The sequence below is a fragment of the Nonomuraea ferruginea genome, assembly GCF_039540635.1.
Lineage (GTDB): Bacteria > Actinomycetota > Actinomycetes > Streptosporangiales > Streptosporangiaceae > Nonomuraea > Nonomuraea ferruginea.
Genome location: NZ_BAABFD010000035.1, coordinates 53,545 through 73,813, shown reverse-complemented (window position 1 = coordinate 73,813; position 20,269 = coordinate 53,545). Strand labels below are relative to the sequence as shown.

At 72.4% G+C, this 20,269-nt stretch carries 20 protein-coding genes; 4 read left to right on the top strand and 16 right to left on the bottom strand.

All coding sequences use genetic code 11. From position 1 onward, the window contains the following. The 6 genes from ABD999_RS42130 to ABD999_RS42105 all read right to left on the bottom strand — a co-directional run. A partial coding sequence (locus ABD999_RS42130; RefSeq protein ID WP_345483226.1) for a beta-ketoacyl synthase N-terminal-like domain-containing protein occupies positions 1-2,039 on the bottom strand: 2,039 nt, incomplete at its 3' end. A gap of 33 nt (positions 2,040-2,072) precedes the next feature. Next, positions 2,073-3,149 (bottom strand): aminomethyl transferase family protein, encoded by a 1,077-nt coding sequence (locus ABD999_RS42125; RefSeq protein WP_271279724.1) that lies wholly within the window; start codon positions 3,147-3,149, stop codon positions 2,073-2,075. Positions 3,150-3,152: 3 nt separating this feature from the next. Beyond that, positions 3,153-3,641 carry a 3-hydroxyacyl-ACP dehydratase FabZ gene (fabZ, locus tag ABD999_RS42120; RefSeq protein ID WP_148030023.1) on the bottom strand — a complete coding sequence of 163 codons (489 nt, stop codon included), beginning with the start codon at positions 3,639-3,641 and terminating at the stop codon, positions 3,153-3,155. Beyond that, positions 3,638-3,928: an acyl carrier protein gene (locus ABD999_RS42115; RefSeq protein WP_148030022.1), complete on the bottom strand. Its 291-nt coding sequence runs from the start codon at positions 3,926-3,928 to the stop codon at positions 3,638-3,640. Before ABD999_RS42115 ends, fabZ begins: the two co-directional genes overlap by 4 nt. A 48-nt stretch (positions 3,929-3,976) precedes the next feature. After that, the gene (fabG, locus tag ABD999_RS42110; RefSeq protein WP_187281015.1) at positions 3,977-4,726 is read right to left on the bottom strand and encodes a 3-oxoacyl-ACP reductase FabG; all 750 of its coding nucleotides are present in this window, start codon (positions 4,724-4,726) and stop codon (positions 3,977-3,979) included. 75 nt (positions 4,727-4,801) lie between these two features. Further along, entirely contained in the window at positions 4,802-4,948 is a 147-nt protein-coding gene (locus ABD999_RS42105; RefSeq protein ID WP_261808894.1) for a hypothetical protein, read from the bottom strand. On the opposite strand from ABD999_RS42105, the gene ABD999_RS42100 reads away from it, so the two are divergent. Continuing rightward, complete coding sequence (locus ABD999_RS42100) at positions 4,895-6,460, top strand: FAD-dependent monooxygenase (RefSeq protein WP_271279726.1); 1,566 nt, start codon at positions 4,895-4,897, stop codon at positions 6,458-6,460. The two genes, ABD999_RS42105 and ABD999_RS42100, sit on opposite strands and share 54 nt — an antisense overlap. A 227-nt stretch (positions 6,461-6,687) precedes the next feature. On the opposite strand, the gene ABD999_RS42095 is transcribed toward ABD999_RS42100, so the two are convergent. Continuing rightward, the gene (locus ABD999_RS42095) at positions 6,688-8,127 is read right to left on the bottom strand and encodes an AfsR/SARP family transcriptional regulator (RefSeq protein ID WP_345483225.1); all 1,440 of its coding nucleotides are present in this window, start codon (positions 8,125-8,127) and stop codon (positions 6,688-6,690) included. Continuing rightward, positions 8,127-9,293 (bottom strand): macrolide family glycosyltransferase, encoded by a 1,167-nt coding sequence (locus ABD999_RS42090; protein ID WP_345483224.1) that lies wholly within the window; start codon positions 9,291-9,293, stop codon positions 8,127-8,129. Before ABD999_RS42090 ends, ABD999_RS42095 begins: the two co-directional genes overlap by 1 nt. Positions 9,294-9,499: 206 nt before the next feature. Here ABD999_RS42090 and ABD999_RS42085 point away from each other — a divergent pair, with 206 nt between their 5' ends. After that, positions 9,500-10,600 carry a DegT/DnrJ/EryC1/StrS family aminotransferase gene (locus ABD999_RS42085; protein ID WP_271279804.1) on the top strand — a complete coding sequence of 367 codons (1,101 nt, stop codon included), beginning with the start codon at positions 9,500-9,502 and terminating at the stop codon, positions 10,598-10,600. Positions 10,601-10,604: 4 nt separating this feature from the next. Here the strand turns inward: ABD999_RS42085 and ABD999_RS42080 are convergent, their stop codons facing one another. From ABD999_RS42080 to ABD999_RS42070, 3 genes are read right to left on the bottom strand one after another with little or no spacing between them, the layout of a single operon-like run. Continuing rightward, positions 10,605-11,177: a dTDP-4-dehydrorhamnose 3,5-epimerase family protein gene (locus tag ABD999_RS42080; protein ID WP_219548604.1), complete on the bottom strand. Its 573-nt coding sequence runs from the start codon at positions 11,175-11,177 to the stop codon at positions 10,605-10,607. Between the two features lie 40 nt (positions 11,178-11,217). Next, positions 11,218-12,438 carry a class I SAM-dependent methyltransferase gene (locus tag ABD999_RS42075; protein ID WP_271279805.1) on the bottom strand — a complete coding sequence of 407 codons (1,221 nt, stop codon included), beginning with the start codon at positions 12,436-12,438 and terminating at the stop codon, positions 11,218-11,220. 18 nt (positions 12,439-12,456) lie between these two features. After that, positions 12,457-13,050 (bottom strand): DUF1707 SHOCT-like domain-containing protein, encoded by a 594-nt coding sequence (locus ABD999_RS42070; protein WP_271279806.1) that lies wholly within the window; start codon positions 13,048-13,050, stop codon positions 12,457-12,459. Positions 13,051-13,183: 133 nt separating this feature from the next. On the opposite strand from ABD999_RS42070, the gene ABD999_RS42065 reads away from it, so the two are divergent. Next, complete coding sequence (locus ABD999_RS42065) at positions 13,184-14,566, top strand: NDP-hexose 2,3-dehydratase family protein (protein ID WP_271279807.1); 1,383 nt, start codon at positions 13,184-13,186, stop codon at positions 14,564-14,566. On the opposite strand, the gene ABD999_RS42060 is transcribed toward ABD999_RS42065, so the two are convergent. After that, entirely contained in the window at positions 14,547-15,392 is an 846-nt protein-coding gene (locus tag ABD999_RS42060) for a TIGR03621 family F420-dependent LLM class oxidoreductase (RefSeq protein ID WP_148030013.1), read from the bottom strand. The genes ABD999_RS42065 and ABD999_RS42060 overlap by 20 nt on opposite strands. Beyond that, the gene (locus ABD999_RS42055; protein ID WP_148030012.1) at positions 15,389-16,093 is read right to left on the bottom strand and encodes a 4'-phosphopantetheinyl transferase family protein; all 705 of its coding nucleotides are present in this window, start codon (positions 16,091-16,093) and stop codon (positions 15,389-15,391) included. The genes ABD999_RS42060 and ABD999_RS42055 overlap by 4 nt, the downstream gene beginning before the upstream one ends. 312 nt (positions 16,094-16,405) lie before the next feature. On the opposite strand from ABD999_RS42055, the gene ABD999_RS42050 reads away from it, so the two are divergent. Further along, on the top strand, positions 16,406-17,359 hold the full coding sequence (locus ABD999_RS42050) for an aldo/keto reductase (protein WP_148030011.1): 954 nt from the start codon (positions 16,406-16,408) through the stop codon (positions 17,357-17,359). Positions 17,360-17,374: 15 nt separating this feature from the next. Here ABD999_RS42050 and ABD999_RS42045 read toward each other — a convergent pair whose 3' ends face one another. The 3 genes from ABD999_RS42045 to ABD999_RS42035 all read right to left on the bottom strand — a co-directional run bounded on the left by ABD999_RS42045 (position 17,375) and on the right by ABD999_RS42035 (position 20,123). Beyond that, the gene (locus ABD999_RS42045) at positions 17,375-18,037 is read right to left on the bottom strand and encodes a response regulator (RefSeq protein ID WP_148030010.1); all 663 of its coding nucleotides are present in this window, start codon (positions 18,035-18,037) and stop codon (positions 17,375-17,377) included. Then, the gene (locus ABD999_RS42040; RefSeq protein WP_148030009.1) at positions 18,027-18,761 is read right to left on the bottom strand and encodes a sensor histidine kinase; all 735 of its coding nucleotides are present in this window, start codon (positions 18,759-18,761) and stop codon (positions 18,027-18,029) included. The genes ABD999_RS42045 and ABD999_RS42040 overlap by 11 nt, the downstream gene beginning before the upstream one ends. A gap of 447 nt (positions 18,762-19,208) precedes the next feature. Continuing rightward, positions 19,209-20,123 carry a UbiA family prenyltransferase gene (locus ABD999_RS42035; protein WP_271279808.1) on the bottom strand — a complete coding sequence of 305 codons (915 nt, stop codon included), beginning with the start codon at positions 20,121-20,123 and terminating at the stop codon, positions 19,209-19,211. Positions 20,124-20,269 lie beyond the last annotated feature (146 nt).

The window sequence follows — 20,269 nt, the reverse complement described above, 5'->3', positions numbered from 1 at the left end:
ATTGCGGAGGTCGAGGAGATAGGGGAGGTCCCGGAGTCCGGCGACTTCGCGGAGACCGCGAGTTCCGCCGTGGCCACGGACGTCGCCCCTCCCGCACCGACCGCTTCTGTAGGCGAACTGAGAGATTCAGCGGTTCGCGCGCCCGCCGGGACATGGGCGTCCGTGGGGTCGTGGGTGGCGTGGGTGGTGGCGAGCACTCGGGCGTAGGCCCGGCCGCCGCGGCCCGCGCAGTGGTCGGCGGACTCGACGACGAAGGCCACCGCCGCCGACCCTGGCACGGGCTCCGCCGCGCCTTTCTCGTACGGGGTCGGCGGGTCGGAGGGGTCACCGAACGCCTCGCCGGGCCGCTCGTCGGCCGCGACCACCAGGACCACCTCGGCCTTGCCCGCGCTGATCAGCTCAAGGGCGCAGTCGAGCGCGATCGAGGCCGACGCGCCGCCGTTGCAGATGGTGGTGGTCGGCCCGCGCAGGCCCAGCGTCTGGCAGACGGCTCCGCCGGTGGCGTTCAGCACCACGTTGGAGAAGCTCAGGACCGCCGGTTTGTTCGGGTTGAGCGCGATGCTCTCGTCGAAGCCGCCGGTGCTCTCGGCCGACCCCGCGCCGGTGGCGAAGATGAGCCCGACGTCGTCCAGCGCCTTCCTGGGCAGCTTCAGCCCCGCGTCCTCCCACGCCAGGCGCGAGGCCGCGATCGCCATCCGGGACAGCCGGTTCATGTGCCGCCACAACGAGCGCGGCGCGTACGTCCGCCCGTCCAGCGACGGCGGGCGGCCCGCCGCGCGAACCCCGGCCGAGATGGCGGCGCTCACCTCGGCGATGCCCGTGCCCGCGCCGGTGACCGGCCCCAGCCCGGTGATCACCGCCTCCCTGCGGGGCGGGTCCTCGTACGCGCGCGGCCCGCGTGGCCGCGTCAGCACGAGGGAGACGTTGTTGCCGCCGAACGCGTAGTTGTTGGACACGACCGTCTCGATGTCCATGGGCCGGGCCACGTTCGGCACGAAGTCCAGGTCGGTGGCCGCGGGCTCCCCGTCGAAGCCGATGGTGGGCGGGGCCACGCCGTGGCGCAGCGCCAGCACCGCGGCGACCGCCTCGACCGCGCCCGCCGCGCCGAGCGTGTGGCCGAGGAAGGACTTGATGCTGCTGGTGGGCACCTGCCCGGCGCGCTCGCCGAACACCAGGCGCATCACCTTGGCCTCCATGGCGTCGTTGGCCGGGGTGCCGGTGCCGTGACCGCTGACGTAGTGCACGTCGCCGGGCGACAGGCCCGCGTCGGCGAGCGCGCGGCGCATGGCCGCGGCCCCTCCCCTGCCGGTCGGGTCGGGCGCCGTCGCGTGGTAGGCGTCGGCCGACAGGCCGTAGCCCGCGACCTCGGCCAGCGGGACCGCCCCCCGGGCCAGGGCCAGGTCCAGCGGCTCCAGCAGCAGGAAGGCCGCCCCCTCGCCCAGGTTGAGCCCGTCGGAGCGGCTGTAGGGGCGGCACGGGCCGGTGCTGAGCGCCTGCAGCCCGGCGAAGCCCGCGTACGTGCCGAACAGCAGCGGGTCCACGCCGCCGGCCAGGACGGCGTCCGCCTCGCCGGCCAGGATCTTGTCCTTGGCGAGACCGACCGCGTTCCCGCCGGCCGCGCAGGCGGTCGAGACCAGGATGCGGGGCCCGCGCAGGCCCAGCCGTTCGGCGACCACGTCGCCGGTGCGGTGCATCGGCTGGTAGCGCCCCGCCTGGTCCGGCGTCGCCTGGCACTTGCCGAGGATGATCCCGAACCGCCCGGGGTCGGCGGCCGTCAGCCCCGCCATCGCCTGGCGCGCGGCGACGAGCGCCAGCTGGGCGGTACGGTCGAGAGAGGCGTCGGCGTCCGGCAGTTGCGACGTGATCCACTCGTCGGGCACCTGACCCGCGTGCCTGGCCTCGAACACCGCGTACGCCTCGTCCCGCACGGGGGTGAGGCCGCCGCTGCCGCTGGTCAGCCGGAGCCAGAAGTCCGCGGGGTCGCGACCGGCCGCGCAGATGATGCCCAGGCCGGTGACGACGACGGGCCGCAGCGCCATGGATGTCTCCTTCACGAGAAGCGGGCCGGCCGATCAGATGATCGGCACGCTCCAGCTCTTGGGGACGATGTAGGGACTGGTGAGCGTGGTGACACCGACGCCGCCGGCCGACAGTTCGAGCCCGGCCGCGGCCAGGTCGCGGTCCACGCGGGCCAGGCCGAGGGTGGCGTTCAGCCCGACGCTGTGCACGGCGTGCACGACCTCGCCGATGACCTGGTCGCCCGCCATGAGCCGGGTGCCCGGCGCGGGCACGCCGACCGCGCAGGTGAAGCCGACGGTGGAGCGCCCGGCGCCCGACTCGAAGGCCTCCAGCACGGCCTCGCGGCCCACGAACGACTCCTTGGTGATGTCGACCAGCCAGTTGGCGCCGATCTCGATCACCGAGGCGCCCGGGGTGGCCTCGTGGCGCGGCATCGGCTGGCGGACCTCGAGCATCGCCAGTTCCAGGGCCTCCTGCCCGGCGGGGCGGGCGTGCTCGACCGACAGGCTCCACAGGCCCGGGGCCGACTCCCGGGGCACGATCATCTGGTATCCGTACTCGCCGGTGAAGCCCGTCCTGGCGAAGACGACGTCCACGCCGTCCCAGGTGGCCTCCGCCACGGACTCGAACGGCAGTGAGGCCAGCTCGGCGTCGATCAACCGGCCGACGACGCCCCAGGCGTACGGGCCTTCCAGCCCGACGATCGCCAGGTCCTCCGAGCGGTCGGCGATCTCGGCGCCCTCGTCGTTCCGCGCCCGCAGGTGCTCCAGCAGGCGGGCGCCCGCGCCGCAGGAGCTCTCCAGGAGGATCCCGTCCTCCCGGCCGAAGGCGATCACCTGGTCCACGATCCGCCCGTCCTCGTCGAGGACGAGGCTCATCATGCAGCGGTCGGAGGTGAGGTACTCCACGTCGCGGGCCAGCACCCGCTGGGCGAACTCGACCGCGGCGGGGCCGGTGATCTCGATGAGCCGGTGCCCGCCGAGGTCGATGACCGCGGCGCGTTCCCTCAGCGCCGTGTACTCCTCCGACAGCGCCTCGGGCGAGGCCGAGAAACGCAGCGGCACGGTCGCGTCGCCGATCTCGCCGTAGACGGTGCCCTCAGGATGCGTGGCCGCGAGGACGTTGGTCATGGTTCACACCTTTCGCACAGAACGTTGACCCGCCGGATCGGCGATCGTGAGAATTCCTTCGGCGGCCACCTGGCCCGCCACCCGGGCCGACACGCGGAACTCCGCGAATCCGCCGCCGCCTCCGGTCCGCTCGGCCGTCAGGGCGAGCTGGTCGCCGGGGACGACCGGGCGCCGGAAGCGCATCGACCTGACGCCCGCCAGGTAGCTGATCTCGCTGGCTCCGGCCAGGGCGAAGACCACGCCGGCGAGCTGGGCCAGCGCCTCGACGATCACGATCCCGGGCAGCACCGCCTCGTTCGGGAAGTGGCCCTGGAACCACAGCTCCGTGCCGGCGACGTTCTTGGTGGCCGTGCCCTTGACCCCCGGCTCCACCTTGCCGACCCGGTCCAGCAGCAGCATCGGCCAGCGGTGCGGCAGCACCGCGCGGATCTGGTCGTGGGTCAGCCCGTTCACCGGCCGCAGGCCGGCGGGCTTCGCCTCGGTAACCGTCATCCCCGGGCCCGCAGCGCCGGGTTGATCTCGTCGGCCAGCCGCGACACCGAGCCGAAGACGGCCATCTCGCTGTCGTAGAGCGCGACCCCGAACTCCGCCTCGATGGCGACGTAGAGTTCGAGCACGTCGAGGCTGTCCAGCTCCAGGCCCCGGCCGAACAGCGGCTGGTCGTCGGTGATCCAGCCCGGCTCGATCTCCAGGTCGAGCCGCGAGACGATCATCTTCTTGATCTGGTCGCAGGTCTGCTGGCGTTCGGCGGCCTTCGCGCGCAGTTCGTCGATGGTCATGATTTCTCCTAAGAACACGGCCTAGTGCCTTGGGTCGGGAGGGCCGGCTCACCCGAGGCCGCCGCCGTGGGCGACGACCACCGAGCCGGACATGTACGACGCCTTGTCGGAGGCCAGGAAGCTGACGATCGAGGCGATCTCCTCGGGCCGGCCCATCCGGCCGAGGCGGATGCGCGACTCGTACTGCTTCCTGATGGCGACGGGGACCTTGCGGGTCATGTCCGTGGCGACGAACCCGGGCGCGACGACGTTGGCCCGCACGCCGTGCGGGGCCGCTTCGTTGGACAGCGCGTGCGTGAAGGCGATGATGGCGCCCTTGGAGGCCACGTAGTTCGTCTGGCCGGGGAAGCCGCCGTCCAGCCCGCTGGAGGAGGACAGGGTCACGATCGAGCCGCTGCGCTGGTGCTGCATCAGCTTCAGCGCCTCCCGGCAGGTCAGGAAGGTGCCGATGAGGTTGGTGTCCACCGGGCCGCGGAACTGCTCCAGGCTCATGGCGATGAGGAAGCGGTCCTGGGTGATGCCGGCGCTGGTCACCAGCACGTCGAGGCGGCCGTGGTCGGCCCGGATCTCCCGGAACACGCGACGTACCGACTCCTCGTCGGTGACGTCCGCCCGCGCGCTCGTCGCGCTGCCGCCTTCCTCCTCGATGAGGGCGACGACCTCCTTGGCGTCCTGTTCCGACCTGGCGTAGTTGACGATGACGTGGGCGCCCTCCCTGGCCAGGTCGAGCGCGACGGCCCGGCCGATCCCGCGCGACCCCCCTGTGACCAGGGCCACGGAGCCTTGGGTGAACAGCATCGGCGTCTCCAGGAATTCGGCAATCGCAGAATGACTTGTCTGGATCTACCCCATGTAAGCTACTAACTGGGGATATCACGCCTGTATCATGCGGATATCCCCACATTGACTGAGGTAATCGACATATTCGATGCTGACGCCATGGATCAGCGCGAGGCCGATGTATTGGTGGTCGGGGGCGGGCCCGTCGGATTGTCCGCGGCCATCGAGCTTTCCCGCCACGGAATATCCACCTTGCTGGTCGAAAAACACGAGGGGACGTCGCATTTCCCCAAGGCCCGGCTCATCACCACCCGCACGATGGAGATTTTCCGTTCGTGGGGAATTCAGGACGAGGTGGAAGCCGCGGGAATGCCGCGCGAGGAGTTCCTCGCCGTGGGCGTCGGCAGCTCGCTGACCGCGGACGATTTCGTCCGGTCGGCGGCGGCGCTGCGGCGCGACGCCCCGCACAGCCCCACCTACACCTTCCTCTGCTCCCAGGACCTGCTGGAGGTCATCCTGCGCCGCACCGCCGAGTCGGGGCCGGCGACGGAGGTCAGGTTCGGCACCACCATGACGTCGATGCGCGAGGTCGCGGGCGGCGTCGAGGCGGTCGTCTCGGGCGGCGGCGAGGAGACCCTGGTGCGCTGCCGGTACGTGGTCGCCGCCGACGGCAGCCGCAGCGGGGTGCGCGACTCGCTCGGCATCAAGGCCGAAGGGCCGCCGGTGCTCGGCCACATGATCAGCATCATGTTCGAGGCCGACCTGGGCTTCCTGCCCCGCGACCGGCGGGCCGCGCTGTCCTTCCTGCGCGACCCGCCGTGCGCCGTGGAGGCGGTCGACAGCGGGCGGCGGTGGATGGTGCAGACCGGGTACGAGCCCGAGGAGGGCGGCAGCCCGGCCGACTTCACCGAGGAGGCTTGCCTGGCCGCCGTGCGCGCCGCCGTCGGGGTGCCCGGCCTGCCGGTCACCATCCTCGGCGTGATGCCCTGGCTGCAGCAGGCCAAGGTCGCCGACGGCTTCCAGTCCGGCCGGGTCTTCCTGGCCGGGGACGCCGCGCACGTGGCGACGCCGCAGGGCGGTTTCGGCATGAACTGCGGCATCCAGGACGCCCACAACCTGGCCTGGAAGCTGGCCGCCGTGCTGCGCGGCGCGGCGGGCCCGGCGCTGCTGGACACCTACACGGCCGAACGGCGTCCGGTCGCCGTGTGGACCGTGGACGAGAGCCTGAACAACGCCCTGATCACCTTCAACATGATGGAGGGGCGGCTGTCCATGCGGGAGGCCGTCGACCAGCAGGCGGGGCGGCGCAGCTGCGAAGGGCTGGTGCTCGGCTTCGCGTACGAGTCCGCGGCCGTGGTCCCGGACGGCACCCCCGCCCCCGCGCCCGCCGACCCCTACCGCACCTACGTCCCCTCGGCCCGGCCCGGCCACCGCGCCCCCCACGTGTGGCTCACCGGTCCCGGCGGGCAGGTCTCGACCCTGGACCTGCTCGGCCCCCGCTTCACCCTGATGACCGCGGCCCCCGCGTGGGCGCGCGCCTCCGCCCAGACCGGCGCCGACCTGGCCACGGTCCAAATCTTCCCAACCGGCGCGTACGACTCGGCGACCTGGACGGAGGAGTACGGCGTCGGCGAGGCCGGCGCGGTCCTCATCCGCCCGGACGGCCACGTCGCCTGGCGAACCACGTCCCCTCCGCACGACGCGGCGCAAGAGCTGTCCACAGCGCTGTCGGCCATCCTCGCCCGAAACTGACACCCGCCCCGACCGCGAGCGCGCAGGTCAAAGGCACCCGAACGCGGGCGCGGCGCAGGCGGGCGCGCAGATCAAGCGCTCCTCGGACGCGGGCGCGGCGCACGCGGGCGCGCAGATCAGGCGCTCCTCGGACGCGAGCGCGCAGATCAGCGCCACCCCGACCGGGGCGCGCTGAGCATGGGCGCGGCGCACGCGGGCGACGCGGACGCAGGGAGCGGCCGCGCGGGTCAGACGCGGGCGACGCGGGTGCGGAGGCGGGCGGCGCCGAGGCGGAGGGAGAGCGGGTTGCCGCAGGAGGTGGCGACGAGGTCGGTCACCGCCTCGGGGCCGAGCGCCGTGCCCGCCGCGCCCACGAGCATGTCCGCCAGCTCACGCGCCGCCTCCTCCCCCAGCGGCGCGAGGAACACGCGGTGCGCGCCCTGCCTGGCGACCAGGTCGTCCAGCGGGTCGGCGCTGGTCACCACGACCCGGCAGCCCGGGCCGCCCGGCAACAGGGACGCCACCTCGTCGCCGTCGCCGGCGTTGTCCAGCACCACCAGCATCCTTCGGCGGGCGGTCCGGCTGCGGTACAGGGCCACCTTCTCGGCGTGGTCGGCGGGAAGGTCGCGCTCGCCGAGCGCCCGCAGGAACCGGTCCAGCACGGCGTGGCCCTCGATGCCCGCGAGGTCGGCGAAGAGCTGGCCGTCGGGGAACCAGTCGATCCTGGCGTGCGCCCACCGCAGCACCAGCGTGGTCTTGCCGACCCCCGGCGGACCCGTGACCACAAGAGCGCCGGGCGCCTCCCGCCCGGGCCGCAGGGCGGCGTCGAGCCCGGCCAGCTCCCCGTCCCTGCCCACGAACGGCAGCACCTGCGGCGGCAGCTGGCTGGGCACGACCGGGGCGGGCCGCTGCGCGGGCGGGCGCATCAGCGCGGTCTCGTCGCGCAGGATCTGCTCGTGCAGCCGCCGCAGCGCGGGCCCCGGCTCCAGGCCGATCTGCTCCAGCAGGAAGCGCCGCGTCTCCTGGTACGTGCGCAGCGCCTCGGCCCGGCGCCCGGCGCGGTACTGGGCCAGCATCAGCTGGGCGCGCACCCGCTCACGGAACGGCGACTCGGCGACCAGGGCGAGCAGCTCGGGGATCACCTGATGGTGCCTGCCCAGCTCGATCTCCAGCTCCAGGCACGTCTCCAGCGCCTCCAGCCGCCACTCGGCCATCCGCGCGACGTCGTACCGCAGCCCTCTGAGGTCCTCGAACGGGCTGCCGCTCCACAGCGCGAGCGCCTCGCGCAGCAGCGTGACGGCGCCCTGCTGGTCGCGGGCGGCCTGTTCGCGCGCCCGCGCCACCATGGCGGTGAACCTGAGCCAGTCGATGCTGTCGTCGGGCGCCCGCAGGAGATAGCCGGGGCTGGAGGTCTCGATCACGCCCGCGCCGAGCCTGCGGCGCAGCCGTGACACGCAGATCGCGACCTGCCGCCAGGCGCTGCGCGGCGCGGAGCCGGCCCACACCGCCTCGACCAGCCGGTCCACGCTGATCACCCGGTTGGCGTTCAGGAGCAGGCAGGCGAGGATGGCCAGCTCCCTGTTGGCGCTCATCGGCAGCTCGTCGCCGTCCTTGAACACCCGGAGCGGCCCCAGCACGCGGAACTCGAAGGCGGGCCCCGGCGCGGGCCCGGACAGCGGCGCGCCCATCAGGCGGCCCCGGCCGCGCGGCGCCGGAGCACGTCGGCGGCCCGTGAGGTGCCGCCGGCGGCCCTGATGTCGCGGCGCATCGCCTCGGCGTTGCGGCGCGACTCCGGGTCAGCCGCCACCGCGAGGACCGCGTCGACCAGGCTCTCCGGGGTCAGCTCGGCCGGCTCGACGACCCGGCCGAGCCCCAGCTCGCCGATCCGCCGCGCGGCCGGCCGGTCGACGGCCGTGGCCGGCACCACGACCATCGGGCAGCCCCAGTAGAGGGCCTCCATGGCCGTGCCCATGCCGCCGTGGGTGACCGCCACCGAGGCGTGTTCGAGCACGCGCAGGTGGGACACCCACCGGCGCACCTCGATCGTGGGCGGCAGCGGGCCGAGCTCGGCCGGGTCCATGCCGTCGCCCAGCGTCACCACGCCGTGCCAGGGCAGCTCGGCGAAGGCGCGCACGCAGGTGCGCACCAGGTCGGGGCGCCCGCTGGCGACGGTGCCGAAGGACAGCAGCGCGACCGGCAGCCCGTCGCCCGGCGGCTCCCATCCGGACAGGAAGGCGCGCTCTCCGAGGCACGGTCCGACGAACGCGAACCGCTCGTCGAAGGTCTCGCCGGCGAACTGGAACGAGCGCGGCAGGGTGACCAGGTTGGAGTCCTGGACCTCCCACCACAGCTCGGCCGGGTCCGCCTCGACGCCGTGCGCGAGCGCCAGGTCCCGCGTCCTGCCGAGCATGTCGTCGACCCAGCCGGGCAGCTCCCGCTCCGCTTCCTGCCCGCCGTAGATGGACGAGAGGTAGGAGAAGTGGGCGTTCGACGCGAACACCGGGATCAGCTGCGTGGCCGGGAGCTTCCACTTCCTTGCCAGGACGCGGCCGGCGTGCAGGATCGAGATGTCGTAGACGATCAGGTCGGGCCGGTCGCGCAGCCGTTCGGCCGCCCGCAGCATCGCCGCGCTCTCGTCCAGGAAAAGGGAGAGCAGGCCCAGCGGGTCGTCCTCCAGCTTGCGCAGATCCACCGACTGGTAGGCCGAGTCGTAGCAGAGCACCGTGGCGCCCGCGCTCTCGATCTGAGGCGCCATCGCGCGCGCGGTCAAATAAGTGACCCGGTTTCCCCGGCGGACCAATTCGGCGACCACGGCAAGGTGGGGAATCACATGACCGTGATCGGGCTGACACATGAAAAGAAAGTGCCGCGTCATGTCACCTCTCCCGCTGGTTCAGCGTATCGGTCGCTCACTCAAGCTAATGATCGGCCGCCGGAAGGCAGCACCCCTAAACTCCCCCTCACCGCGGTTCGCCTCCCCCTGATTCCACCCCCATTCCTAGGGGTTCCGCGCGGCCCGCGGCGCTGTTTACCCTGGCCGCAATTGCGAGGAGGACGACGATGCCCACGCGGGTCTGGGACTATCTACCGGAATACGAATCCGAGCGAGCCGACATCATCGACGCCGTCGAGACCGTGTTCCGCTCCGGTCAGCTCGTCCTGGGCGAGAGCGTGCGCTCCTTCGAGGCGGAGTTCGCCGCCTACCACGGGGTGCGCCACTGCGTGAGCGTCGACAACGGCACCAACGCCATCAAGCTGGCCCTGCAGGCGCTGGGCGTGGGCAGGGGCGACGAGGTCGTCACCGTGGCCAACACCGCCGCGCCGACCGTGGTCGCCGTCGACGCGGTGGGGGCGGTCCCGGTCTTCGTCGACGTCGACCCTCGGACGTACCTGATGGACGTCGGCGAGGTGGAGGCGGCCCTCACGCCGCGGACGCGGTGCCTGCTGCCCGTCCACCTCTACGGCCAGTGCGTCGACATGGCGCCGCTGGAGCGGCTGGCGGCCCGCCACGACCTGGTGATACTCGAAGACTGCGCGCAGGCCCACGGCGCCCGCCACCACGGCCGGCCGGCGGGGTCGATCGGCCACGCGGCGGCGTTCTCCTTCTACCCGACCAAGGTGCTGGGCGCCTACGGCGACGGCGGCGCGACGATCACCTCCGACGGCGAGATCGACCGCGCGCTGCGGCGGCTGCGCTACTACGGCATGGAGGAGACCTACTACGTCGTCGAGACGCCCGGCCACAACGCCCGCCTGGACGAGGTGCAGGCGGAGATCCTGCGCCGCAAGCTGACCCGGCTCGACCGCTACGTCGCCGGCCGGAGAGCGGTGGCCGCCCGCTACGCCGACGGCCTGGCCGGCACCGGCCTGGTGCTGCCCGAGACCGCCGAGGGCAACGAGCACGCCTACTACCTGTACGTGGTGCGCCATCCGCGGCGCGACGAGATCATCGAGGCGCTGCGCGGGTACGACATCCACCTCAACATCAGCTACCCGTGGCCGGTGCACACCATGAAGGGCTTCGCGCACCTGGGTCACGCGCCGGGCAGCCTCCCGGTCACCGAGGCGCTGGCCGGGGAGATCTTCTCGCTGCCGATGTACCCGTCGCTGCCGCCCGGCCTCCAGGAGAAGGTCATCTCCGCGCTCCGCGACGTCCTGTGACAGCTCAGGAGGTGTACTCCGGCAGCAGGCCGGCCGCCGCGGCCTCGCCCAGGGTGCGCGCGGTCCTGTCGCGTTCCGAGAGGATCGGCGGCGGGCCGGCGGGCAGCCGCAGCCCGATCTCCTCGTCGAACACCGAGAGCGTCAGCTCGTTCTCCGCGCGGTACTCCGCCGAGAGCAGGTAGCTCACCACGGTGTCGTCCTCCAGCGCGACGAAGGCGTGGCCGACGCCGGGCGGGAAGTAGACGGCGCGGCCGTTGCCGGCGGTCAGTTCCACCTCGTCCCACCGGGCGAACGTCGGCGACCCCACCCGCAGGTCCACCACCAGGTCGAGGACCCGCCCGCCCGCGCAGTAGACGTACTTGGCGGTGCCGGGCGGCGTGAGCGTGTAGTGGATGCCGCGCACCACGCCGCGCCGGGAGACGTTCCTGCTGGCCTGCGCGACGGGGAACAGCGGCCGCCCGACCGCGGCCACGAACGCCCTCTCCTGGTAAGGCGAGGCGAAGTCGCCCCGCTCGTCGCGGAAGACGTCCGGATCGAACGCGTACGCGCCGGTCACGGCGAGCTCACGGTGCCTCACGGGCGCCCTCCGGCCCGCCGCGCACGGCCGGGGCCCACGGTCAGGCCCCCACGAGGTGGACCTCGGGGACGTACAGGATCCAGCGGCCGCCCGCCTCCCGGAAGGCGGTCTCCTTCGCCATGATCTCCTCCGCGTGGTTCCAGGCGAGCAGCAGCGCGTAGTCGGGGTACGGGTCGGCGAACGCCTCGGGCCCGCGCACCGGGATGTGGGAGCCGGGCGTGAGCCTGCCCTGCTTCGCGGGCGTCGTGTCGCAGACGAACGACACCAGGTCCGGGCCGATGCCGCAGTAGTTGAGCACGGTGGCGCTCTTGGCGGTCGCGCCGTACCCGTAGACGCGGGCGCCCTGATCGCGCAGGCCCGTCAGCAGCGCGACCAGGTCGTCGCGGTTGGCGGCGACCCGGGCCGCGAAGTCGCGCAGCGTCGCGAGTTCGGTCAGCCCCCGGGCCTCCTCCTCCGCCAGCAGGGCGGCCACCGCCGGGGTGGGGGTCCGCGCGCCGCGTCTGGCCAGCGTGTACCGGACCTCGCCGCCGTGCACCGGCAGCCGTTCCACGTCCACCAGCTCGAACCCGTGGCGGCGGGCCATGGCGCGGACGGAGGCGGCGCAGAAGAAGTAGAAGTGCTCGTCGTAGATCTGGTCGAAGGAGCGGCGCGTCACGATGTCGCCGAGGTAGGGGTCCTCGAAGACCAGCACGCCCCCGGGGCGCAGCAGCGCGTCGGCCCCGCTCAGAATGGAGTCCACGTACGGGATGTGGCAGAGCGTGTTGGCCGCGTAGATCACGTCGGCGGGCCCGTCCGCGGCGCGGACGGCGGCGGCGACGCCGGCCTCGAAGAAGTCCTTGCGCACGCGCACGCCCCGGGCCGCCGCCAGGTCGGCCACCCCGCCGGACGGCTCGACGCCGAGATGCCGGACCCCGGCGTCGGCGACGGTCTTGAGCATGGTCCCGTCGTTGCAGCCCAGCTCGACCACGAACGGGTCAGGACCGGTCAGCTCGGTGGCGAGCAGCCGCTTCGCCACGCCCTCGAAGTGCTCGCGCATCACCGCCGACCCCGAGGAGAGGTACGGATAGCTCTCGTGGAACATCCGTTCCCTCGGCACCTCTTCGAGGAGCTGGGCCATCGAGCAGTCCTCACAGACCCCGACGGCCAGGTGGAAGAAGAACTCGGGCGCCGGGTCGCCGGGGAGGACGAAGTGGTCGGAGAGCGGCTGCCTCCCGAAGTCGGCGAACCCGTGCAGCTTTCCTGAACAGACGCGGCACTCCATGCGCTCCTCCATGATCGTTCAGCCCTCGGGATGGCGGTAGCGCACCCACACGTCCCCGGTCTGCACGTATCCGGTGAGCCGGATCAGGACACCGTCGTGGGCGAGCGGCACGGGCGGGCGGTTGAAGACCGCGCCCATCCAGCGCCGTACGACTCCTTCCTCACGGACCAGCCAGCCGCGCGGCAGGATGACGACCACGTCGCCGAACCAGGAGGTGATCTCCACGTCGAGCACGATCTCCCGGTGCGGGCAGTCGGCCATGGTGAAGTCGATCTTCACGGTGCCGAAGCGGCCCGCCTTGGCGCTGATGTACGGGGGCACCGACCAGCGTCCGTGGCGCACGACCTTGCCGCTGCGGGTGTGCAACTCCAGCCCGCCCGTGGTGGGGACGGACAGCGGCATCGTGGGACTGACCGGGACCGGCAGGCCGACCTGCGGAAGGTCCGCCACCAGGGCTTCCAGCTGTCCACGGGTGATGGCGGTGTAGGCGCGGTCGACCCGCTCGTTGAGCTCTTCGAGGGTGATGCGTCCCTCGCCGACCGCGACGCGGAGCATCTCGGCCACTCTCTCGCGATCCTGGTCGCTTGCTCGCATGTCCGGCTGCTCGGTCATGGCGTCCACCCTAGAAGGCTATGAAGGGTCTCACCGGCGCATAACCCCTATTTCCCCGAGGCCGACCCGACAGGGGACCGAGGCCGGGCCGGTAGGGGTTGAGCGGCGTCGCCGCGCCGTGACAGGTTCGGCCGTGACGGGGGCCAGGGGTGAGGAGGCTGCCATCATCGACGTTCGCGGCTGGCTGGCGGAGATCGCCGGTCACACCTTCATGCAGGCGACGCGGGTGCCCCTGGACGAGCTGACCGGCTGGCGGGAGGACCCGGAGACGGGCGACATCCGCCACCGGAGCGGGCGGTTCTTCACCGTGGAGGGCCTCGACGTCCGGCATCCCGCGGGGCCGGTGACCTCCTGGACGCAGCCGATCATCAACCAGCCCGAGGCGGGCATACTCGGCATCCTGCTCAAGCGCGTGGACGGGGTGCCATACCTGCTGATGCAGGCCAAGAACGAGCCGGGGAACGTCGGCGGACCGCAGCTCTCGCCCACCGTGCAGGCCACCAGGAGCAACTACACGCGGGTGCACGAGGGGCGGCGGGTGCCGTACCTCGGCTTCTTCCGCGAGCCGCGCGGCCGGGTGCTCGTCGACGTGCGCCAGTCCGAACAGGGCGCGTGGTTCTACCGCAAGCGCAACCGCAACATGGTGGTCGAGGTCGCCGCGCACGTGCCGGCGGCCGAGGGCTTCCGCTGGATGCCGCTGCGGCACGTGCACGAGCTGCTGGCCGTGCCCGACCTGGTGAACATGGACGCCCGTACGGTCCTGGCCTGCCTGCCGCCCCAGGGCGGCGCGCGGGACGGTGACGAGGGCTTCGGCGCGCTCGTGGCGCGCTCCCGCGTGCCGGGGCGGCGGGCCGCGCACGGCATGGGCGAGATCCTGAGCTGGCTGAGCGGCCTGCGTTCCACGACCGACATCCAGGCCAGGCCGCTGGCGCTCGGGCGGCTGCGCGGGTGGCGGCGGGCCGGCGGCCGCATCGCGCACGACACCGGCAGGTTCTTCGAGGTCATCGGGGTGCGCGTGCGGGCGCACGGGCGCGAGGTCGGCGGCTGGGACCAGCCGATGATCGCGCCCGTCGGCACCGGGGTCGTCGCGTTCCTGGTCATGCGGATCGGCGGGGTGCTGCACGCTCTCGCGCACGCGCGCGCCGACCCCGGCTACACCGACGTGGTGGAGCTGGCCCCGACCGTGCAGTGCACCCCCGGCAACTACGACCACCTGCCGCCGCGCGCCCGGCCGCCGCTGCTGACGGAGGTGCTGGCGGCCCGGCCGGACAGCGTGCGCTTCGACACGGTGCTGTCGGAGGAGGGCGGCCGCTTCTACCGGGCCCGCAACCGCTACCTCGTGGTGGAGACCGACGAGGACCCGCTGCCCGGCCACCCGGACTTCCGCTGGCTGGCCCTGCACCAGCTGGACGAGCTGCTGCGGCACAGCTACTACCTCAACGTGGAGGCCCGCACCCTCGTCGCCTGCCTGCACGGCCTGACGCGCGACGAGCGGCTCACCGCAGCAGCTCGATGACCTTGCCGAAGTCCTCCATGGCCGGCTCCATCACGGTGAAGTAGGACAGGCGGAACCTCTCCCGGTGCTCGCGCACCTGCTCCGCGATCTGCGCGGGCGTCCCCACGAACAGCGTCGGCAGCTCCAGCAGCCGCTCGGGCGGCAGGTCCGGGGCGTAGCGGCGGACGGTCTCCGCGCCGGCCCGCCGGTCGCGGGTCAGCACCGTGGCCTTGGACAGCACGTTCAGCTCGATCCGCGGAGCGCGCGCCCCCGCCTCGGCCAGGACGAACTCGACCCGCCGCAGCAGCGTCTCCGCGTCGACCAGCGCCGTCCTGCCGTACTCCGCCCGGTAGGGGGCGCCGGTGAAGCTGACGATCTCGGCCCTGCGGGCGGCCAGCCGCAGCACCCGGTCGCCGTGGCCGCCGATCATCAGCGGCGGCCCCTTGTGCCGCAGCAGCGTGTCGAGCGTGCCGACCAGCTCTTCCAGGCGGCGGACGCGCGAGGCCGGGTCGTCGGGCAGGCCCAGGGCCGCGAACTCGGACCTGACGTAGCCGGTGCCGACCCCCAGCTCCAGCCGTCCGCCGATGAGCCGGTCGGTGGTGGTGACGTCCCTGGCCAGCAGGACGGGGTGGTGGAACGCGGCGTTGAGCACGTACGTCCCGATGACCGCCCGTTCGGTGGCCTCGGCGGCCAGCGTCGCGCTGGGGAAGGGCGAGAGCAGGTTCAGGTGGTCGGGCACCGCGATGACGTCGTAGCCCAGCGCCTCCGCGCGCCGGCACTTGGCCGCCCATCCGGCCCCCGAGCAGTCCTCGGTGATCAGGACGACACCGAACCGCAGAGGGGTCATCGGGCGGCTCCTTCGGAGCGGCGGGCCTGCCGGGGCACGGCGGCGGCCCGGGGCTCGATCATGGCGATGGCGGTGAGGAGGAGACCGCGCCCGGCCGTCCACCGGCCGTGGAACCCGGTCAGCGGCCGGCCCTGCCAGCGCGGCCCCGGCACCATCAGGCGCGCGTGGAACGTGCCGCGCTCCGGGTCCAGCACGATCGCCGCGTCCTGGAAGTCCAGCCAGCGCCTGGCCAGCGGGAACCACGCCTTGTAGACCGACTCCTTGGTGCTGAACAGCAGGCGGTCCCAGTTGAGGCCCGGGTGCTCGGCGGCCAGGCGGCGCAGCATCTCACGCTCCCTGGGCAGGGTCACCGCCTCCTCCACGCCGGACGGCAGCGGGGCGTCGGGCTCGGCGTCGATGCCGACGGTCCCGCCGACGGCGCCGACGGCCGCGGCGCGGTAGCCGTCGCAGTGGGTGATGCTGCCGATGAGGCCGGCCGGCCAGCGGGGCTCGCCGTAGGTGCCGGTGAGGACGGGCACCGGCGGCAGGTTCAGTCGTTCCATGGCCTTGCGCACGCAGTGGCGGGCCGTGGTGAACTCCTGGCGCCGTTTGTCGGCCACCTGGCGGACGAGTTCTTCCTCGGCGGGCAGGAGCACGGCGTCGGGCGGGTCGCCGAAGGCGTCGTAGGAGTGGATCGTCGCGGGCAGAATCGCTTCGATCACCCGCATCTCCCTCCTCGCACCCGTCGCCGCGGGAAACCCCCGCACAGTAACGAAATACCACGATTTCCTGCGGCCCCGAAAGAAGGACCTCCGCCTCTGTCACCGGAATTAGGGGGCTGATAGGGGGGTCTCTGCCGGGCCCGGCCTTGAAACCCCTACTGCCGCAGGGGGAGTCTGTGGCTTAACACATCTCGGGCAAATCACGGCACCTGCTCCACCCGAGTGGTCGTAAAATACCGGCGATTCACCGGGAACTGTTCCCGATAATGGACGCATGAAGGGAATTCGGTGCGTTACACGAGGCTAGGCCGGATGGGGCCTCTCATCTCGAACATCGGGCTCGGCTCGCTGGCTCTGAGCGGCGCCTACGGCAGCGTCGACCCCGCCGAGGCCGAACGGGTGGTCCGCCGGGCGCTCGACGCCGGTGTGACCCTCCTCGACACGGCCGACTTCTACGCCGCCGGCGAGGTGGAGCGCCTGATCGGCCGGGCCGTCGCCGGGCGGTCCGACGACGTCGTGGTGGCCACCCGCGGCGGGGCCCGCGTGCGCGGGCCGGAGGAGCCGGTGGAGTTCGACGGCAGGCCCGACTACCTCGAACAGGCCTGCGAGTCCTCGCTCAAGCGCCTCGGCGCCGACCACGTCGGGATCTACTACCTCTACTGCCAGGACTCCCGCGTCCCGATCGAGCACAGCATGACCCGCCTGGCCGCCCTGGTGCGGGCCGGCAAGATCCGCTACATCGGGCTGTCCAACGGCACTCCCGACCAGCTCCGGCGGGCGCACGCCGTGCATCCGGTCACGGCGCTCGCCATCGAGTACTCCCTCTGGGGCACCTGCGTCGACTCCGCGCTGCTCGCCACGGCGCGCGAGCTGGGCGTGTCCGTCGTGGCCGCCCGCCCGCTCGGCCGCGGCTTCCTCACCGGCCGCATCAGGTCCGACGACCGCCTGGACCCGGGCGACTGGCGGCGCGCCGACCCCAGGTTCCGGCCCGAGCGGCTCCGGTCGCACGCCGGGCCGCTGCAGCGGCTCGAAGCCGTGGCGGCGCGGCTCGACCTGGGCTCGGGCCGGCTGGCGCTGGCCTGGCTGCTGTCGCGCGAGGAGCACATCGTGCCGGTCCCCAGCACGCGCGACCAGGTGCACCTGGAGATGAACATCGCCGCCTCGGCGGTCGAGCTGCCTCCCGAGTCCCGCGAGTGGCTGACGGGGTTGTCTCCCCAGGGCTTCCCCCCCGACACCGGCGGCCGGTCGCCCGCTCCCCTGCTCTGACGCGCGCCGGGCGCCTCAGTCGAGGTCGCCCCGGGTGCGCGGCGCGATCAGGGAGGCGGCGAGTGCCTTGTTGACCGCGTCGATCCGCGAGACCGCGTTGAGCTTGACGAAGATGTTGCGCATGTGGCGCTTCACCGTCGCCTCGGCCAGGCCGAGCTTGCGGGCGATCTGGCTGTTGCTCAGCGCGTGCGCCGCGAGCTGGAGCACCTCCAGCTCCTTGTCCGTCAGCGTGGGCGCGGCCGTCGCCTCCACCTGCGCGACGCTGTTGCGCGAGACGGCGAGCACGATCCTCGTGGGCTCCTCGTGCACGCTGCGCACCGCCGCGATCAGCTCGTGCCGGTGCACGCTCTTGAGCAGGTAGCCGCGGATGCCCGCGCCCAGCAGCCGGCTGAGCAGCTGGGGTCCGTCGTACATGCTGAGGATGATGATCCTGGTGTCCGGCGACAGGGTACGGATCCGCGACACGGTCTCGGTGACCTCGTCGCCGGGGATCTCCACGTCCAGCAGCACGATGTCCGGGCAGGTGTCGGCGATCATGGTCACCGCGGACATGGAGTCGCCCGCCTCGCCGACGATCCGCATGTCGCCGACGGACTCCAGGATCTCCCGCAGCCCTTCCCTGAACAGGGCGTGGTCGTCCACCAGGGCGATGGTGATGATGAGGTCGTCAGCCACCATCGGGGCCGTCGCTCTGCCTCTTGAGCGGGATGAACAGCTCGACCAGGCATCCGCCGCGCGGCTCGCTGGAGATCGCGACCCGGCCGCCGAGCAGCGTGGCCCGCTCCCGCATCGAGGCCAGTCCCACACCGCCGTGCTCGCGGGCGCTCGCCGGGTCGAAGCCCCGCCCGTCGTCCTGCACCGAGGCGATCAGCGCGTGGGGGGCGATGTCCACGCGGATGAACAGGGCCGCCGCCTCGGCGTGGGTGAGCGCGTTGCGCGCGGCCTCGCGGATGATGAGGAACGCCTCGTCGATGCACCTCGGCTCGGCCCACGACTCGTCGCCGTTGACGTCGAGCCCGATGCAGATCCGGTCTTCGTCGACGGTCTCCAGGAAGGCCAGCAGCGACTTCTCCAGGCTTCCCACGGAGGCGGCGGGGTGCAGCTCGGAGGTGATCTGCCGCAGGTTCTCCATGATCTCCTGTACGGCCTGCTGCACGATCGCGATCTTGGCCAGGGCCCGCGCCGGGTCGGTGGCGTGGTAGACCTCCGACAGGGCCAGCTGCTGGTGGGCGACGCTGATGCCGTGCCCGATCCGGTCGTGCAGCTCGCGCGCTATGCGCCGGCGCTCGTCCTCCTGGGCCTGGTGCACCTGGTTGAGCAGGAAGCCGTGGTAGCTCTCCGAGGCCTCGCGGACGCGCCGCGACAGGCTCTCCTCCATGCCGGTGACCGCCAGCGCCAGCACCTCGGCGGGCGAATCGAAGTCGGCGGCTATTCGCCGGGCGAGATGAGCGACCGCGGTGCCGAAGAAAAGTGAGCCAGCCTCAAGAGAAGCGGCGGGATGAACCCCTCCCGCCGCGCGCGCGTTCCCGACTTCCCGCGCGTGATGTTTGTAGAGGTTACTTACCTGAACCTTTCCGGCGCGTAGCGTAGCGGCCACGTCCTCCAGGATGTACTGCGCGGTCAATAGGGCCTGATGCCGGGCCTGAGAGGCAGTGAAGGCCGCGTTTCCGGCGGTCAGCAAGGCCGACTCGAATTCGGCCAGGATTTCGTCCCGACAGGCCTCCACGCATCTCGCCGGATCATCGGCCGCCTTGTATTCCCCCTCCACTGACGTCCCCTCCGCCCGTGGGCCGAGTACAAGCACGCCTTCCACTATCGATCATCCGAGTGATGTGCGCAACATTTATCGTCATATGTTCGACAGGACAGCCGTAACATGAACGAGCTGTTGCGTCGCCATAAACGTCTCGTAAGGCCTGCGCCGCGCGGCGCGGCCCTGCTCCCGGCCGACGGCGCGCGTCCCCGCGACGACCACGGCCACGACGCCGGCCGCCATCACCGCCAGCACGCCGACCAGCGGCACGTCCCACACGACGACCGCCACGCAGAAGGCGGTGAGCAGTCCGGGCGCCGCCACGACCATCATCCGGCGCGCGGCGCTCTCGCCGATCAGGACGCCGAGCGTGCGCCGGCCCGCCGCCGCGTCACCCGGGATGTCGGACAGGTCCTTCGCCGGCACGCCGACCAGCACCATCCAGCAGACCGCGGCGGCGGCGAACACGATCAGCCCGGTCGGCGCGACCTCGCCGGTCCCGGCCGTCGCGACGGTGAACCCGGCGAGGTAGGAGAGCAGCCCCGACAGCATGAGCACGATCACCGTGCCGCTCGAACTGGCCTTCAGCGGAGCGGGCGGTCCCGAGTAGAGATAGCCGAGTGCGAGGTTGACCGCGATGATCCAGGTCATCGGGCCGGGCAGGCCCACCGTGGCGACGAGCGACAGCACGGCGGCCACCGCCGCCACGGCCGCGGCGGTGCGGGGGCGCAGCTCGCCCCTGGCGATCGGCCGGCCGGAGCCGTTGATCCGGTCCTCGGCGATGTCGGTGACGCCGTTGTAGAGGTAGATCGCGAAGATCGAGGCCACCCAGGCGACGCCTCCCTGGAAGACCATGAGGGGATCGGCGAGCGAGGTGATCGGCAGGGCCAGGGCGACCCCGGTCAGGTAGCGGAGCGACGAGACGGCCAGCACGGACGGGCGGGATTCGGCGAGGCACAGCGTGATGACGCGGGCGGGGAAAGGGGCCAACAGTGTCCAATTGGCTGACATATTCGGGATTGTGACCAGGGGTGACCCGCCTGATAAGAGGGGCGCACGGAAGTTGTAGTGGGTCTACGCCTTTCGATACCCCAGGTTGCCTCCTTGGATACCGGTCCCGAACTCATGGTGCACCCGCTTGTCCCGCCTTGGCGACC

Bases quoted from the DNA above. Each gene is read 5' to 3' on its own strand.
- ABD999_RS42115 (WP_148030022.1), bottom strand. From the start codon at position 3,928: ATGACCATCGACGAACTGCGCGCGAAGGCCGCCGAACGCCAGCAGACC.
- ABD999_RS42035 (WP_271279808.1), bottom strand. From the start codon at position 20,123: ATGTCAGCCAATTGGACACTGTTGGCCCCTTTCCCCGCCCGCGTCATC.
- ABD999_RS42050 (WP_148030011.1), top strand. From the start codon at position 16,406: ATGGGGCCTCTCATCTCGAACATCGGGCTCGGCTCGCTGGCTCTGAGC.
- ABD999_RS42045 (WP_148030010.1), bottom strand. From the start codon at position 18,037: ATGGTGGCTGACGACCTCATCATCACCATCGCCCTGGTGGACGACCAC.
- ABD999_RS42125 (WP_271279724.1), bottom strand. From the start codon at position 3,149: ATGACCAACGTCCTCGCGGCCACGCATCCTGAGGGCACCGTCTACGGC.
- ABD999_RS42075 (WP_271279805.1), bottom strand. From the start codon at position 12,438: ATGGAGTGCCGCGTCTGTTCAGGAAAGCTGCACGGGTTCGCCGACTTC.
- ABD999_RS42060 (WP_148030013.1), bottom strand. From the start codon at position 15,392: ATGACCCCTCTGCGGTTCGGTGTCGTCCTGATCACCGAGGACTGCTCG.
- ABD999_RS42090 (WP_345483224.1), bottom strand. From the start codon at position 9,293: ATGTGTCAGCCCGATCACGGTCATGTGATTCCCCACCTTGCCGTGGTC.
- ABD999_RS42070 (WP_271279806.1), bottom strand. From the start codon at position 13,050: ATGACCGAGCAGCCGGACATGCGAGCAAGCGACCAGGATCGCGAGAGA.
- ABD999_RS42085 (WP_271279804.1), top strand. From the start codon at position 9,500: ATGCCCACGCGGGTCTGGGACTATCTACCGGAATACGAATCCGAGCGA.
- fabZ (WP_148030023.1), bottom strand. From the start codon at position 3,641: ATGACGGTTACCGAGGCGAAGCCCGCCGGCCTGCGGCCGGTGAACGGG.
- fabG (WP_187281015.1), bottom strand. From the start codon at position 4,726: ATGCTGTTCACCCAAGGCTCCGTGGCCCTGGTCACAGGGGGGTCGCGC.
- ABD999_RS42095 (WP_345483225.1), bottom strand. From the start codon at position 8,127: ATGGGCGCGCCGCTGTCCGGGCCCGCGCCGGGGCCCGCCTTCGAGTTC.